The organism is Xanthomonas sp. fls2-241-TYG-148 (assembly GCF_030208815.1).
Lineage (GTDB): Bacteria > Pseudomonadota > Gammaproteobacteria > Xanthomonadales > Xanthomonadaceae > Xanthomonas > Xanthomonas campestris.
In genome coordinates, this window is the sequence record NZ_JARVTE010000001.1 from 1 (window position 1) to 16525 (window position 16525).

The window sequence follows — 16525 nt, forward strand, 5'->3', positions numbered from 1 at the left end:
GGCGAAAAGGCCGTGTTGACCGACACCATGGACACGGTGAAGGCCAACCTCTCGGCGATGAATTCTGAAATCAAATTGCTGGCGCAGGCCGCGGCCAACGGCGACTTCAGCGTGCGTGGCGATGCGCAGCGCTTCCAGTACGACTTCCGCGCCATGGTGGAGAGCCTCAACACCTTGATGGCCACCGCCGATGGCAACCTGAGCGCCTTGTCGAAGGTGCTGCAGGCGATCGCCGCCGGTGACCTGACCGAACGCATGCACGGCGACTTCCACGGCGTGTTTGCGCAGATGCGTGACGACGCCAACGCCACCACCGAGCAGCTGTCCGGCATTGTCGGGCGCATCCAGCACGCCACGGTGTCGATCAATGCGGCCGCCAGCGAGATCGCGGCCGGCAACAACGACCTCTCGCAGCGTACCGAGCAGCAGGCAGCGAATCTGGAAGAAACCGCTGCCTCGATGGAAGAGCTCACCTCTACCGTCAAGCAGAATGCCGAGCATGCGCGCCAGGCCAACCAGCTGGCGATTGGTGCGGCATCGGTCGCCTCGCAAGGCGGCGCGGTGGTGGCGCAGGTCGTCACCACCATGTCCGGCATCGAAGTGTCATCGAAGAAGATCGCCGAGATCATCAGCGTCATCGACGGCATCGCGTTCCAGACCAATATCCTGGCGCTGAACGCAGCGGTAGAAGCCGCGCGTGCCGGCGAACAAGGCCGTGGGTTTGCCGTGGTCGCCTCGGAAGTGCGTACGCTGGCCCAACGCTCGGCCGGTGCGGCGAAAGAGATCAAGCACCTGATCGACGACTCGGTGAGCAAGGTGGCCGAAGGCTCGGTGCTGGTGGACCAGGCCGGTACCACCATGGCCGAGATCGTCGCCAGCGTGCAGCGTGTGACCGACATCATGGGGGAGATTTCTGCCGCCTCGCAGGAGCAGTCGTCCGGCATCGAGCAGGTCAACCTCACCGTCACCCAGATGGACGAAGCCACCCAGCAAAACGCCGCTTTGGTCGAAGAAGCCACTGCGGCTGCGCGTTCGATGGAAGAACAGGCCGGCCAGTTGTCCGATGCGGTGTCGATCTTCAAGCTGCAGCAGCAGAGTGCACCGATGGCAATTGCCAGCCGGCCCGCATCCACGCGTGTTGCCGGCGAGGCGCCGGCCAGCAAGCAGGCTGCGACCAGCAAGCCCGCGGCTACCAAGCCGCGTGCTTTGGCACGTCCGGTGGCCGCCGTAACGGCTTCGGCTGGCGACTCGAGCTGGCACGAGTTCTAAGCGGTAACCGCGCAACTGCCTGGCCGTCGCCAAGACGGGAGTGTCAGCGCACCTCAAAACGCCCCGATCCTGTCGGGGCGTTTTGCTATGTGGCGGCCACCGGACGGTGCTCCGCGCCCCGGTAGCCGGTATTGCTTGACCCTGCCGTTGGTCGAAAGGTGATCAAGCACACCATCCTGCGGCCGATACAGACAGCAATGAGGGCTGTCTGGCCCACACCACGTCGAGGAAGCCCGCATGCACACCACCAAGTCCATTCGTTCTGCGCACCACCTGTTGGGCTGTGCGCTCGGCGTGGCCATGCTGGCGGCCTGCGTATCGTTGCCGCCGTCACTGGCAACGCCGGCGGCGCCTGCCTCGGTGCTGCTGGACAACGTCCCGGTGGGCGCGCTGCAGTCGCTGGCGATCGACCTGGTGCAACTGCGCAACACGCAGCGTGCGCAGCTCGCCGCCGCGCACGACCCGGCCCGCATCGACGCCTACGACGAACGCCTTGGCAATCTGCGTCAGCGCATCGCGCGGCACGCAGGCTACGTCCAGGCCACCGTGCCGCAGGGCGAACAGGCGCAGCAGTTCGCGCGTGTGCAGCAGCAACTGGGCCAGTACCTGGCGCAGCACCGGCAAGCCAATCGCGCCCTGCACGATGGCGATCTGCATGCTGCCCAGGCGTTGTCGCTGGGCTATGCCGGCGACACGCGGCACCTGCTGTGGACCGAACTGCAGAGCCTGCAGCAATCGGTCGCCAGCGTGAGCAGCACGCCGCGCCGTTGAGGTCGCGGCAAGGCCGCGGCGCATCGCGCGCGGCCCCTGCCATCGCAATGCATGCAGCGCTCATTGCCGATCCACGCCAGCCCTTGCTCGAAGCACGTGCGCGGTTGCGGTTGCGGTTGCGGTTGCGCAGCGTAACCAGCGATGGATTCACGGGGTTGCCGACCACACGGCAGAACTTGCGATCAACAAAAGCGCAGGCGGCACCACCTTTAGCCCTGACGATCGCCCTCGCCTCGTGGATCAGACGCGTAGATCAGAGATGTCGCGCGCCACTGGCAGCTACTGTTGCCAAGTGAGTAACGCGTGGCTTCGCTGCGAAATCCAGCGTCCGTGCAGCAGCCGCGCGAAACATCAGTGCGCCCCTGAGCAGCCGCTCCGAGATTAGTGTCTGCCGTAGCCAGCGCTGGCATGCGTGCACCGATCGTCCAGCGCCCTGATGACGCAACGCGCGCCGGGTATCAGCTCCTTGAGCTGCCCACTCATCGCATTCCCCGCGGCAGCAAGCAAGTTACCCAGCGGTGCCAACGCGACGCCCAGTGTGTTGCACCTCCCATGGCCGAGACCGCCACGGCGCCGACGTTCAGTGCGTTGCGTGCAATCGATTGGTGCACCACCGGCCGTTTGGCACCGCGCGACTACTGAATGCGTAATGCGCTAGCACATTGAGTGTCAAGTCGCGCTCAACATTTCTGCGATCTGGTCGCTATTCGACTTAAGCCTGTCACACATTCCCTAGTCGGATACCCGTCATGACGTTCAAGACCACGATTGCAAAAACGCTGGCCAACGTACCGCTCAAGCGCAAGTTCCTCGCCCAAACGGCGCTGGTGGCGCTGGGCATCATTGCGTTGGCGGTAATCGCCGCGCGCATGCAATACGTGGATCTCACCGACACCCGTCGCGATGGCCTCAAGAGTCAGATCGAGATGGCCATGGCGGTGGTCAACGGCTACCAGGAACGCGCCGAAAAGGGCGAGATGGACGTGGACACCGCCAAGAGCCGCGCACTGGCGACCCTGTCCACCATGCGCGCGCGCGGCGGCGTGGATTACATCTACGTCACCGACCAGGCGCCGGTGATGCTGATGCACCCCACCCGCCCCGACCTCAACGGCAAGCCGCTGAACGATGTGCTGAGCCCGGACGGCAAGCGCATCTTCCCGGCCTTCGTCACCGCCGCGCAGGCCGGCGGCGGGTATGTCGACTACACCTGGGCCAAGCCCGGTGAAAAGGACCCGGTGCAGAAGACCTCCTACGCGTCGCTGTACAAGCCGTGGGGCTGGGTGATCGGCACCGGCGTGTACCTGGACGACACCCAGTCGCAGGCGCTGGTGTTCACCGGCATCGTGGCTTTCGCCGGCGGCGTGCTGGTCCTGGTCAACCTGCTGGTGGGCTGGCTGATCGGCAACTCGATCCTGGAGCCGGTGGCGCGCGCGTTGGCCGCGATCAAGGGCGTGGCACGCGGCGATTTGAGCGTGCGCACCGCCGAGCACGGCAATGACGAAATCGGCCAGATGCTCAAGGCCACCGACGACATGGTGCACACGCTGGAGCGCTTCTCCGCGCAGACCAAGGTGATGATGCACAAGCATGCCGGCGAAGACGTCAGCCACCGCATGCCCACCGATTTCCCGGGCGTGTACGGCGAACTGGCCGGTGGCATCAACACGATGATCTTCGAACACCTCGATGCCATCGTCGATGCAATCGGCATTCTCAACGAATACGCACAGGGCGATTTGTCGCGCGATGCCACGCGCCTGCCCGGCACCCGCGCGGTGCTGCACGAAGCCATGGACGCGGCCAAGGCCAGCCTGTTGGCCATCAACACCGAGATCAAGCGCCTGGCGCAGGCCGCGGCCAATGGCGACTTCAGCCAGCGTGGCGATGCAACCCGCTTCAAGCACGACTCCGCGCGCATGATCAACGACCTCAACGCGATGATGGACGTCAGCGACCGCAACCTGGGCAAGCTGTCCGAGCTGCTGGCCGCACTGGCCGAAGGCGACCTCACCGCGCGCATGGAAGGCGATTTCCACGGCGTGTTCGCACGCATGCGTGACGATGCCAACACCACCGCGTTGCAGTTGTCGGGCATCGTGGGGCGTATCCAGCAGGCCGCGCAATCGATCACCGGCTCGGCCAGCGAGATCGCTGCCGGCAACAACGATCTGTCGCAGCGCACCGAGCAGCAGGCCGCCAACCTGGAAGAAACCGCCGCCTCGATGGAGGAACTCACCTCCACCGTCAAGCAGAACGCCGAAAGCGCCCGCCAGGCCAACCAGCTGGCCATCGGCGCAGCCGGTGTCGCCTCGCAGGGCGGCCATGTCGTGAGCCAGGTGGTGGACACCATGTCCGGTATCCAGACCTCGTCGAAGAAGATCGCCGAGATCATCAGCGTCATCGACGGTATCGCGTTCCAGACCAACATCCTGGCCTTGAACGCGGCGGTGGAAGCGGCGCGTGCCGGCGAACAGGGCCGTGGGTTTGCGGTCGTCGCAAGTGAAGTGCGCACGCTTGCCCAGCGCTCGGCTGGTGCAGCGAAAGAGATCAAGCACCTCATCGACGATTCGGTGGGCAAGGTCACCCAGGGCGCGGCGTTGGTCGATCAGGCCGGCAAGACCATGGCCGACATCGTGTCTTCGGTGCAGCGCGTGACCGACATCATGGGCGAGATCTCCGCCGCCTCGCAGGAACAGTCCGCCGGCATCGAGCAGGTCAACCTCACCATCACCCAGATGGATGAGAGCACCCAGCAGAACGCGGCGCTGGTGGAAGAAGCCACCGCTGCGGCCAATGCGATGCAGCAGCAAGCGCAGCAGCTGGACGATGCGGTGTCTTCGTTCCGTGTCACCGCCACGGTGCCGTCGCTGCGCGCACGCGCCGCACAGCACACCGACGCCCTGCTTGCCAGTTATTGAGTGACGTGTCACGCCCGCCGGCACGGCGGGCTTTTCTCCCCACCATGCAGATCAGCTCCATGACCTCTACGCTCTCTTCCGCTCGTCGCGGCGCCAGCCTGGCCTATCGTCTGATGCTGGGGACGGCGGTGGTGGCACTGCTGTGTTTCGGCCTGACTGCCGCGATCACCTACTGGCAAAGCAGCCGCGCGTTGACGGCCTCGGCGCAGGCCACCATGCAGAACGCGGCACGCTATCAGGCCGAGCAGATCGGCAGCGAGCTGGGGCAGGCCCTGACCACCGGCAAGTCCGTGGCCACCACGTTGCTGGTGCAGCGCGCCAACAACAGCATCGACCGCGACACCGCTGCGGCGGTGGTGCACGACCAGCTGCAGGACCATCCCGAGTGGGTCGGCATGGGCACCTTGTGGGAAGCGCAGGCCTTCGACGCGAAAGACAGCGCCTTCGTCAGCGCCAAGGGCCACGACGCCAGCGGCCGCTTCATGACCTACTGGGGACGCGACGGCCAGTCACTGGTGCGCGAACCGCTCACCGATTACGACACCCCGGGCCTGGGCGACTGGAACCTCAAGCCGCGCGAACTTGGCCGCCAGACCGTGGCCGAACCGTACAACTACCAGATCGGCGGCAAGACCGTGCTGATGACCACCTTGTCCACGCCGATCCAGCAAGATGGCACGTTCCTGGGCGTGGTCACCGTGGACATCGCGCTGGCCGCCTTGCAGCAACGGCTGGGTGCGCTGCGCCCGATGGACAGCGGCTATGTCGAGCTGCTGTCGCCGGGCGGCATTGTGCTGGCCTCGCGCGACACCGTGCGGATCGGCAAGACCTTTACCGACGCGCGTCATCGCGCCGTGCTCGATGCCATCAAGGCCGGCAAGGACGCGGTCGATTTCGTGCCTGATGAGAACGGCGCGGTGAGCGCCTATGTGCCGCTGCAAATCGGCCAAGCGCAGGAACGCTTCGCACTGGGCGTGGTGGTGCCGTACGCCACCATCATGCAGCAGGCGCATCGCCTGCTGTGGACGATTCTGCTGGTGGGCCTGGGCTCGGCATTGGTGCTCAGCATCGCGTTGTTTGCGCTGCTACGCCGCCAGGTGGTGCGCCCGCTCGATGCCGCCGCACGCGTGGCCGATGCCATTGCCTCGGGCAAGCTGGACAACCAGATCACCGTGCAGCGCCAGGACGAAGTGGGCCGCCTGCTGAGCGCCATGCAGCGCATGCAGAGCGATCTGCGCCAGCGCATCGAACGCGACACCCAGATCGCCAACGAGAACCTGCGCATTCGCACCGCGCTGGAGCACTCGGAGATGGAAGTACTGCTGGCCGACGAACACCACACCGCGGTATTCATCACCGAGGCGCTGCACACCTCCTTCAAGCACGGCGAAGCCGCCTTCCACGCCAAGGGCCAGACCGGCTTCAGCGCCGATGCGGTGGTCGGCCAGCCGTTGGAGCACGTCTTCGGCAGCGATGCCGACGGCAAGGCGCGCATGCAGCGCCTGCAGCAGCTCACCGCCACCGTCTCGGAGCGCTACACCTTCGGCCCGGTGACGCTGGACCTCACCATGACCCCGCTGTATGCCGGCGATGGCCGCCGTAGCGGCAGCATGCTGCTGTGGCGCAATGTCAGCGCCGAGGTAAGCGTGCAAAACGAAGTGGCCGCCCTGGTGCAGTCTGCGTTGCTGGGCGACTTCACTCAGCGGTTGGCGCTGCAGGACAAGCACGGCTTCTATCTGGAATTCGGCCGCCAGCTCAACGACCTGGTGGACACCACCGCGCAAGGGCTGGAACGTATCTCGCGCCTGCTCAGCGCGCTGGCCGAGGGCGACCTCACCGTGCGCATGGACGGCGACTTTCAGGGCGTGTTTGCCCGCATGCGCGATGACGCCAATGCCACCGTGGCCCAGCTCACCGGCATCGTTTCCGGCATCCAGACCTCGGCCACGCAGATCAATGCAGCCGCCAGCGAAATTGCGGCCGGCAATAACGACCTGTCGCAGCGCACCGAACAACAGGCGGCCAACCTGGAAGAAACCGCTGCCTCGATGGAGGAGCTCACTTCCACCGTCAAACAGAACGCAGAAAGCGCGCGCCAGGCCAACCAGCTCGCAATCGGCGCGGCCAGCGTCGCCTCGCATGGCGGCGAGGTGGTGGCGCAAGTGGTCACCACCATGTCCGGCATCGAAGTGTCTTCGAAGAAGATCGCCGAGATCATCAGCGTCATCGACGGCATTGCGTTCCAGACCAATATCCTGGCGCTCAACGCAGCGGTGGAAGCCGCGCGTGCCGGTGAACAGGGCCGCGGCTTTGCAGTCGTGGCCTCGGAAGTGCGCACGCTTGCCCAGCGCTCGGCCGGCGCGGCCAAAGAGATCAAGCACCTGATCGACGATTCGGTGAGCAAGGTGGCGCAGGGCTCCTCGCTGGTGCACCAGGCCGGCACCACCATGGCCGAGATCGTGGCCAGCGTGCAGCGCGTCACCGACATCATGGGCGAGATTTCCGCCGCCTCGCAGGAACAGTCTGCCGGGATCGAGCAGGTCAACCTCACCGTCACCCAGATGGACGAGGCTACCCAGCAAAACGCCGCCCTGGTGGAAGAAGCCACTGCCGCCGCCCGTGCGATGGAAGAACAGGCCGGCCAGCTCAGCGACGCGGTGGCGGTGTTCAAGCTCAGCCACGCCACCACGCCGGTTGCCGTTGCATCGCTTGTCAAGCCGGCGACACCAGACATCAAGCGCCCGGCTGCGGCAGCCAAGCGCAGCGTGGCGCCGGTACGTCGCACCGCCGCAAAGCCGGCGCCCAGCCAGAGCAGCGGCAACGACAGCCAATGGCAGGATTTCTGATCCTGCGCCGGCCTGCGCATGGCGATGCCTGCGCAGGCCAGCTAAGCGCAGCCATCGCCCGACTGAGCCTGCCTGACACACAAGCGAACGCGACAGCGCACAGCAACATCCGGTGCGACGCCCTGCCCATTCCGCTTGTCGGACACGCATCAAGAACTGACAGGCGCCGCCGTTAGCGTCAATAACATCGGCCGCCTGCGCACCACGCAATTGCCGATCGGTACGCGCACCGCCGCCGTGGCAGCCAGTGCCAGCGCTCTGCGTCAGGACGTTCAACGTTCCAGGGGTCGCCATGAAGCCATGTGTGCTTGCCAGCTGTCTTGCCATGTTCGGTGTCACCGGGCTTGCCCGCGCCGAAGATCCGATTGCCACCGACCGCCCGGATTTCGTCGAGTCCAGCCTCACCGTGGGCCATCAGCGGCTGCAAATTGAAACCAGCGTGGCCGGCGAACGTGATGACGGCCTGGATGGATTCGCGACACCCACGCTGTTTCGTTACGGGCTGGGTCCGACCTGGGAACTGCGCCTGGAAACCGACGGCTGGCAACGGCTGGACGTGGACAATGACGCCAAGGTCTCCGGCATGTCCGACGTTGCGCTGGGCGTGAAGCATCACCTGGCCGGTTCCGATGATGGCAAGGCCTCGCTGGCCTGGTTGCTGCACGTGGACCTGCCCACCGGTGCGCGCGCGTTGCGTGGGCATGGCGCACGCCCCTCGTTCCGCCTGGTGGCCGAGTGGGACCTGAGCGACAGTATTTCCGCTGGCGTGATGCCAGGCGTGATCTGGGATGACGACGGTGAAGGCAACCGCCACACCGCTGGCATTTTCGGCGCGGTGATCGGCAAATCCTGGAACGACCAGGTGCGCTCGTTCGTTGAAGTGGCGCTGCCGCAGATCGCCCGCAGCGAAGATGGCGGCACCGTCGCGCTGCTCGATGTCGGTTCGGCCTGGCTGCTCAGCAACGACGTGCAACTGGATGCGGTGTACAGCTACGGCCTCAATGACCGCTCACCGGACCACGCGCTCGGCGTGGGCCTGTCCCTTCGCTTCTGATCAGGCCACCCAATGAAAATCATGCACATGTTGGGCGTGTTGGTCCTGGTGGCAGTGATCGCACTGCTCGCGCTGGGCGGTGTGGGCTACGGCGGCCAACGAGGCCTGCTGGATGAGATCACCGCGCAAGTGACCTCATCGGATGCACTGCGCAACCACATGCAGGCGGACATGATGCATGACGCCTTGCGCGGCGACGTCACCACTGCACTGCTGGCCGCCTCCCGCAAGGACGCACAGGCGATCGCTGCCGCACGCGCCTCGCTGGGCGAGCACGCCGACGACTTTCGCCAGTCGCTGGCCGCCAATCGCGCCCTGCCGCTGGAGCCGGCGCTACGCAAGGAACTGGAAGACGTCAGCCCCACCCTGCAGGCGTATATCGGTGCCGCCGACCAGCTGATGACGCGGGTGGAAGCCGGCTCCGAGACCGATGCGGCCTATGCGGACTTCACGCAAAAATTCGAAGCGCTGGAAACGCGCATGGGCGCCATCAGCGAGCACATCACTGCACTGAACCAGACCAATCACGCGCATGCCGAAGCGTATAGCCGGCAGGTGATGTGGCAACAAGGCGGCGCCGTGGCGCTGGCGATCGTGTGCCTGGCGTTGGCAGCAGGCTGGATCCTGCGCTCGGTCTCCGGTCTGTTGGGGGGCGAACCGCGCCTGGCGATGGCCGCCGCCCAGCACATCGCCGAAGGCCGCCTGGATCAGCCAATTCCGGTTGCGGCCAAACACGCCAACAGCTTGATGGCCGCCCTGGCGCGCATGCAGCGTGACCTGCGCGAACGCCTGCAGCACGAGCGTGCGGTGGCCGCGGAAAACCTGCGCATCCGCACCGCGCTGGATAACGCCTCCACTGGCATGTACATCGCCGACCCGGACCTGACCATCGTCTACACCAACACCGCGCTGCAGACCTTGCTGCAGACCTATGCAGACGACATCCGCGCCTGCGCGCCGGCCTTTGATCGCGACACCGATCTGGTCGGCAAGCCGGTCTCGCTGCTGGAAGTCGGCAACACGCAGGACGCCGAAATCTATCAACGCCTGGATCGCCAGAGTGCGGCGCAGCGCGAAGTGCAGTACCGCGACGCCTGCATTGCCCAGCAGATCTCCGCAATCCGCAACGAGGCCGGCGCGCATGTGGGTTTTGTCTGCGAGTGGCGCGACCGCACTGCCGAAACCAAGATCGAAGCGCAAGTGGCCGATGTGGTGCGCAGCGCCGCGGCCGGCGACCTGTCCAAGCGCTTGGACAGCAGCGGCAGGCAGGGCTTCTTCCTGCTGCTGGCGCAGCAACTCAATGCCTTGCTGGACGCCAACGCGATCAGCATCGCCGAGGTCTCACGCTTGCTCGGCGCACTGGCCACCGGTGATCTCACCGCGCGCATGCACGGCGATTTCCACGGCGTGTTCGCCACCATGCAGCACGATGCCAACGCCACTGCCGAGCAGCTCGCCGGCGTGGTCGGCCGCATCCAGCATGCCACCGTGTCGATCAATACCGCCGCCAGCGAAATTGCGGCAGGCAATCAGGATCTGTCGCAACGCACCGAACAACAGGCGGCCAACCTGGAAGAAACCGCCGCCTCGATGGAAGAGCTCACCTCCACCGTCAAGCAGAACGCCGAGAGTGCACGCCAGGCCAATCAGCTGGCGATTGGCGCGGCGGGCGTGGCCTCCACCGGCGGCGCGGTCGTGGCGCAGGTGGTCACCACCATGTCCGGCATCGAGGTCTCCTCGAAGAAGATCGCCGAGATCATCAGCGTCATCGATGGCATTGCGTTCCAGACCAATATTCTGGCCTTGAACGCCGCGGTGGAAGCCGCGCGTGCGGGCGAACAGGGCCGCGGGTTTGCGGTAGTGGCCAGTGAGGTGCGTACCCTCGCCCAGCGCTCGGCCGGTGCAGCCAAAGAGATCAAGCACCTGATTGACGACTCGGTGAGCAAGGTGACACAAGGCTCGGCATTGGTGGACCAGGCCGGCAAGACCATGGCCGAAATCGTGGCCAGCGTGCAGCGCGTCACCGACATCATGGGCGAGATTTCCGCCGCCTCGCAGGAACAATCCGCAGGCATCGAGCAGGTCAACCAAACCATCACCCAGATGGACGAAGCCACCCAGCAGAACGCCGCGCTGGTGGAAGAAGCCACCGCCGCCGCACGTGCGATGGAAGAGCAGGCCAGCCAGCTGCGTGACACGGTGGCGGTGTTTACCCTGAGCTCGACGGCAGCGACGGCAGCGACGGCGCCGCAGGTTGCTTCGCCGCGCCGCGTAACGGCCTCATCACCTACCACGGCACGCCCACCGTCACCTGCCAAGCGCACGCGCACCGCCACAGCGGCACCGGCACCGGTGGCCGCCAGTCGTCACGGCAACGAGGAGCAGTGGCAGGACTTTTGACAGGCTGGCTGCTCACGCCGGCCGGCAGCAACGCACGTCCTGCCTGCTGCAGGAGGCCGGCCTCGCCCTGCCCCGCCATCGCGGTGACTGAAGACACGCAAAGGCCCGTCATTCCCAACTGAAGCCCTCGCCGCTGCGATGGAGCGTTCAGGCACCGCGCGTAAAGAATCCAGGGCACGGGCCGTTAGCAACCAGGACATTGTCTCTGCGCAACACCCTGGAGTAAGGAATGAACAAGTTCAACGATTGGCCGATCCGCCGCAAGCTGATGTTTGCCTTCTGCCTGAGCGCCGTGCTGACTGCCCTGCTGGGTGGACTCGGCTTTTCACGCATGAAGCAGATGCAGCAGGAAACCGACCTGATCAATCAGGACGTGGTGCCGGTGCTGAGCCGCCTGTCCGAGCTGCGTGGTTTCGCCGGCGAATTCCGCGTCTATGAAGTGGGCCAGTTCGTCAATCTGGAAGATCCGGAACGCTATGCGATGTTCTTCAAGCGCATGGACGAGATCCAGGCCAAATACGTCGAGACGCAAAAAGTCCTGGATACCAAGATCGGCGCCGCCTCGCCGTTGAAGGCCGAGTACGCCAAGCTGACCGATGCCAGCGCACGCTACTTCGCCGCCAACCAGCAGCTGCGCAAGCTCTATGCAGACCCAGACCGCGCCGCCGCGATGGAATTCTCGCGCAAGCAGTCCGGCGAGATCCGCAAGGAACTGTTTGCCTCGGTCGACAAGATGTACGCGCAGCAGTCCAAGGCACTCGGCGACATGGTCACCGCCAGCGCCGCGTCGTTCAAGTTCACCAGTGCGGTGCTGCTGCTCGGCACGCTGCTGATGGCCGCACTGTCGGTCACCTTCGGTTGGCTGATCGCCCGCAGTATCACCACCCCGCTGTCCAAGGCGCTGGGCGCCATCCAGGCGGTCTCGCGTGGCGATTTGAGCGTGCAGGTCGGCAAGACCAGCAACGATGAAATCGGCCAGATGCTCGAGGCCACCGGCCGCATGACCCAGATGCTGCGCCGCTTCTCCGACGAGACCGCGCGCATGTCGCACCTGCATGCCGCCGAAGACATCACCCACCGCATGCCGGAAGATTTCCCCGGCGTGTACGGCACGCTGGCCGGCGGCATCAATACGATGATCTTCGAGCACCTGGACGCCATCATCGACTCGGTGCGCATCCTCAACCAGTACGCCCAGGGCGACCTCACCGAAGACGCGCGCCGCCTGCCCGGCAGCCGCGCCGTGCTGCACGAAGCCATGGACGCCGCCAAGGCCAGCCTGCTGTCGATCAACACCGAAATCAAACAGCTGGCACAGGCCGCCGCGGCCGGCGACTTCAGCGCACGTGGCGATGCCGCGCGCTTCAAGTACGACTTCGCGGTGATGGTGGCCGATCTGAATTCGATGATGGAAGTCAGCGACCGCAATCTGGGCAAGCTCTCGCAGCTGCTCGGCGCCGTGGCCGATGGCGACCTCACCGCACGCATGGATGGTGAATTCCACGGCGTGTTCGCACGTCTGCGCGACGACGCCAACGCCACCGTGCAGCGCCTGACCGACATCGTCGGCCGCATCAAGCATTCCACGCTGACCATCAACACTGCCGCCAGCGAAATCGCCGCCGGCAACCAGGATCTGTCGCAGCGCACCGAGCAGCAGGCCGCCAACCTGGAAGAAACCGCCGCCTCGATGGAAGAGCTCACCTCCACCGTCAAGCAGAACGCCGAACACGCCCGCCAGGCCAATCAGCTGGCGATCGGTGCGGCCGATGTGGCGTCGCATGGCGGCAGCGTGGTCGGCCAGGTGGTCACCACCATGTCCGGCATCGAAACCTCGTCAAAGAAGATCGCCGAGATCATCAGCGTCATCGACGGCATTGCGTTCCAGACCAACATCCTGGCCTTGAATGCCGCGGTGGAAGCCGCGCGTGCCGGCGAACAGGGCCGCGGCTTTGCCGTGGTGGCCAGTGAAGTGCGCACGCTGGCGCAGCGCTCGGCTGGCGCAGCCAAGGAGATCAAGGGCCTGATCGACGACTCGGTCAGCAAGGTGGCCGAAGGCTCGGCGCTGGTCCACCAGGCCGGCACCACCATGAGTGAAATCGTCTCTTCGGTGCAGCGCGTGACCGACATCATGAGCGAGATCTCCGCCGCCTCGCAGGAACAGTCGGCCGGCATCGAGCAGGTCAACCAGACCGTGACGCAGATGGACGAAGCCACGCAGCAAAACGCGGCGTTGGTGGAAGAAGCCACCGCTGCGGCGCGCTCGATGGAAGACCAGGCACAGCAGCTCACCGAAGCGGTGGCGCTGTTCCGCCTGTCCAGCGAACTTGAATCGGTGACGCGTGCGACGCCGGTGGTACGTGCGCAAGCCGCAGTGGCCCGCCCTGCTGCCAAGGCCGCTGGCCTCGCCAAGCCGAGCAAGCCGGTGGTGCGTGCCGCGCCCCGGGCAGTGACGACCTCGAACGAATCGGATTGGGCGGAGTTTTAAGCGCCCGCGCCGCAACGTCGAGTGCTGACAAGACCAAGCCGCGTTTCTCATGGAAACGCGGCTTTTCTTTTGCACTGGTTTGCCGCATCCCCGCAGTGCGCAGCGTCATGAGCGCGGGTTGAGCACTCTCCATCAAGCACGCGCCTCAGGCGCCTGGCCTTGCCAACGGTAGGTTGTTCGTGCCGGCGGCAACGCGACTCAATGAGTCACGTGCTTGTCGGGCCCGCCAGGATCTTCGCCGCAACGCGTTCGGTCGCGACCGCTTGGTAACGCTTCCAGCGTAAGTTGCTATTCCTAAAGCAGTTTTTTGCTTCATTTGCATAACCATAGTTATGCGATTTTTGGCATGGAGGTATTCAGTGCGACCAGGCGGAGGCCGCTACTGCCCATAGCAGCGCGTGGAACGAACCCAGCGGCCGCGCGTGCAACGCACCCTTCGCCTCGCCTTACGGAACCCTCGTCATGAATGCACTCCTGCAGCGCTACAACGTTGGGCCCCGTCTGGCCAGCGCATTTGCCATCCTGATCCTGCTCTCTGGCGTCATCGCCTTTATCGGCTACCGCGGCTTGAGTTCGGCGCGTGCACTGGTAGACCACATCGTGCACCAGAACATGCTCAAGATCCGCCTGTCCAACGACATGGTGAACGCCAATTACGTCATCGCGATGCAGCTTCGCAATATCGTGCTGCCGACATCGGATGAAGAAAACCGCGTCTTTATCGCCGAGATAAAAAAGGCGCGCGAGGAATACGCAAAAGCACGCGAGCAGCTCTATGCCACCCCTCCCTCCGACGAGGGTAAGGCGATCCGAGATGAGATCGATCGACGCCGCGGTGTCGCCAAAGAATTGAATGACAAGGTCATCGAGCTGAGCCTGGGTGGCAAAAGCGACGAAGCACTCGCCCTGCTGCTGACCAAGGCCGCTCCTACATTGCAAAGCTGGCAGGACAAGATCAACGAGAACATCGCGCTGCAAGACAAATTGGCGGCCGACGCGTCCGCCGGTGCGCTGCAGTCGATGGATGACTCACGCAAGCTGCTGGTGGCCGGCACGGTGCTGGTGGTGCTGCTCAGTGGTGCGCTGGGCCTGCTGATCACCCGCAGCCTGACCCAGCCGCTGAGCCGCGCCACCCGCGCCGCCGAGTCGATTGCCGGCGGCAAGCTCGATAACGATGTCGATACGCAAGCCACCGACGAAAGCGGACGTCTGCTCAAGGCGATGAGCAAGATGCAGGACCAATTGCGCAACCTGATCACCGCACAAACCGACATGGCCAAGCGCCATGACGATGGCCAGATCAGTTTCCGCATCGATGCCTCCGCATTCCCCGGCGATTATGGCCGCATGGCCCAAGACACCAATCTGCTGGTGGCTTCGCACGTCGCCGTGCAGACCGACCTGGCACGCATCATGGGCCGCTACGCCATTGGCGATCTCAGCGACGACATGAGCAAGCTGCCCGGCGAAAAGGCCGTGTTCACCGACACCATGGCGCAGGTGAAAACCAACCTTGGCGCGATGAACCACGAAATCAAGCATCTGGCGCAGTCCGCGGCCAACGGCGACTTCAGCGCACGTGGCGACGCCGAGCGCTTCCAGTACGACTTCCGCGTGATGGTGGACAGCCTCAACACCTTGATGTCCACCGCCGATGGCAACCTGCAGTCGCTTTCCAGCCTGTTGCAGTCGATCGCTGCCGGCGACCTCACCGCACGCATGAGTGGCGAGTTCCGCGGCGTGTTCGCACAGATGCGCGATGACGCCAACGCCACCGCCACGCAGCTGGCCGAGATTGTCGGCAGCATCAAGACCTCGGCGGTGTCGATCAAGGGCGCGGCCAGCGAAATTGCCGCCGGCAACCAGGACCTGTCGCAGCGCACCGAACAGCAGGCCGCCAATCTGGAAGAAACCGCAGCTTCGATGGAAGAGCTCACCTCCACCGTCAAGCAAAACGCCGAAGGTGCGCGCCAGGCCAATCAGCTGGCCATTGGTGCGGCCAGCGTGGCTGTGCAGGGCGGCGAAGTGGTCGGCAAGGTCGTCGAGACCATGTCCGGTATCGAAGCCTCGTCGAAGAAGATCGCCGACATCATCTCCGTCATCGACGGCATTGCCTTCCAGACCAACATCCTGGCGTTGAACGCTGCGGTGGAAGCAGCACGTGCTGGTGAACAAGGCCGCGGTTTTGCGGTGGTGGCATCGGAAGTGCGGACGCTTGCGCAGCGCTCCTCGGGCGCCGCCAAGGAGATCAAGGACCTCATCGACGACTCGGTGCAGCGCGTGGCCGAAGGCTCCGCACTGGTGCACACCGCCGGCAAGACCATGGGCGAAGTGGTGGCCAGCGTGCAGCGCGTCACCGACATCATGGGCGAGATCTCTGCCGCCTCGCAGGAGCAGTCGGCCGGCATTGAGCAAGTGAACCAGACCATCACCCAGATGGACGAGACCACCCAACAGAACGCCGCGCTGGTGGAAGAAGCTACTGCCGCCGCGCGCTCGCTGGAAGAACAGGCCGTGCAGCTCACCGAAGCAGTGGCCGTGTTCAAGACCGACGCCGGCTATGTGGCCGCACCGCTGCAGCAGGCGTCACGCCCGGCGGTCACCTCGGCGATCAAGGCGAAAGTAGTCGCTGCCGGCCGCACGGCGGCGTCCAAGCCACGCGCCGTCGTCACCACTGCCAGCAACGAGGCCAGCTGGCAGGAATTCTGACTGAATGAAGCCAGCCGGCCTCCAGGCCGGCTGGCTCAAGGGCAACCGGGCGCCGCCGATACGCTGC

8 protein-coding genes are annotated in these 16525 nt (G+C 65.0%); all 8 read left to right on the forward strand.

The features are described from left to right. The coding region (locus tag QRM60_RS00005) for a methyl-accepting chemotaxis protein (protein ID WP_285445322.1) at positions 1-1269 on the forward strand (1269 nt) is incomplete at its 5' end. Between the two features lie 237 nt (positions 1270-1506). Then, complete coding sequence (locus QRM60_RS00010; protein ID WP_011037052.1) at positions 1507-2040, forward strand: hypothetical protein; 534 nt, start codon at positions 1507-1509, stop codon at positions 2038-2040. Between the two features lie 749 nt (positions 2041-2789). Then, positions 2790-4961, forward strand: a complete 2172-nt coding sequence (locus QRM60_RS00015) for a methyl-accepting chemotaxis protein (protein ID WP_285445323.1) — start codon at positions 2790-2792, stop codon at positions 4959-4961. A 59-nt stretch (positions 4962-5020) separates the two neighbouring features. After that, entirely contained in the window at positions 5021-7807 is a 2787-nt protein-coding gene (locus QRM60_RS00020; RefSeq protein ID WP_285445324.1) for a methyl-accepting chemotaxis protein, read from the forward strand. Between the two features lie 292 nt (positions 7808-8099). Continuing rightward, the gene (locus QRM60_RS00025) at positions 8100-8861 is read left to right on the forward strand and encodes a transporter (RefSeq protein WP_042599006.1); all 762 of its coding nucleotides are present in this window, start codon (positions 8100-8102) and stop codon (positions 8859-8861) included. 12 nt (positions 8862-8873) lie between these two features. Further along, positions 8874-11261, forward strand: coding sequence for a methyl-accepting chemotaxis protein (locus tag QRM60_RS00030; protein ID WP_285445325.1), 2388 nt, complete (start codon positions 8874-8876; stop codon positions 11259-11261). A gap of 229 nt (positions 11262-11490) precedes the next feature. After that, positions 11491-13749, forward strand: coding sequence for a methyl-accepting chemotaxis protein (locus QRM60_RS00035; protein ID WP_285445326.1), 2259 nt, complete (start codon positions 11491-11493; stop codon positions 13747-13749). A gap of 462 nt (positions 13750-14211) precedes the next feature. Then, positions 14212-16458 (forward strand): methyl-accepting chemotaxis protein, encoded by a 2247-nt coding sequence (locus QRM60_RS00040; protein ID WP_285445327.1) that lies wholly within the window; start codon positions 14212-14214, stop codon positions 16456-16458. Positions 16459-16525 lie beyond the last annotated feature (67 nt).

Coding starts and splice junctions, on each gene's coding strand:
- QRM60_RS00015 (WP_285445323.1), top strand. CDS start 2,790: ATGACGTTCAAGACCACGATTGCAAAAACGCTGGCCAACGTACCGCTC.
- QRM60_RS00025 (WP_042599006.1), top strand. CDS start 8,100: ATGAAGCCATGTGTGCTTGCCAGCTGTCTTGCCATGTTCGGTGTCACC.
- QRM60_RS00010 (WP_011037052.1), top strand. CDS start 1,507: ATGCACACCACCAAGTCCATTCGTTCTGCGCACCACCTGTTGGGCTGT.
- QRM60_RS00040 (WP_285445327.1), top strand. CDS start 14,212: ATGAATGCACTCCTGCAGCGCTACAACGTTGGGCCCCGTCTGGCCAGC.
- QRM60_RS00030 (WP_285445325.1), top strand. CDS start 8,874: ATGAAAATCATGCACATGTTGGGCGTGTTGGTCCTGGTGGCAGTGATC.
- QRM60_RS00035 (WP_285445326.1), top strand. CDS start 11,491: ATGAACAAGTTCAACGATTGGCCGATCCGCCGCAAGCTGATGTTTGCC.
- QRM60_RS00020 (WP_285445324.1), top strand. CDS start 5,021: ATGACCTCTACGCTCTCTTCCGCTCGTCGCGGCGCCAGCCTGGCCTAT.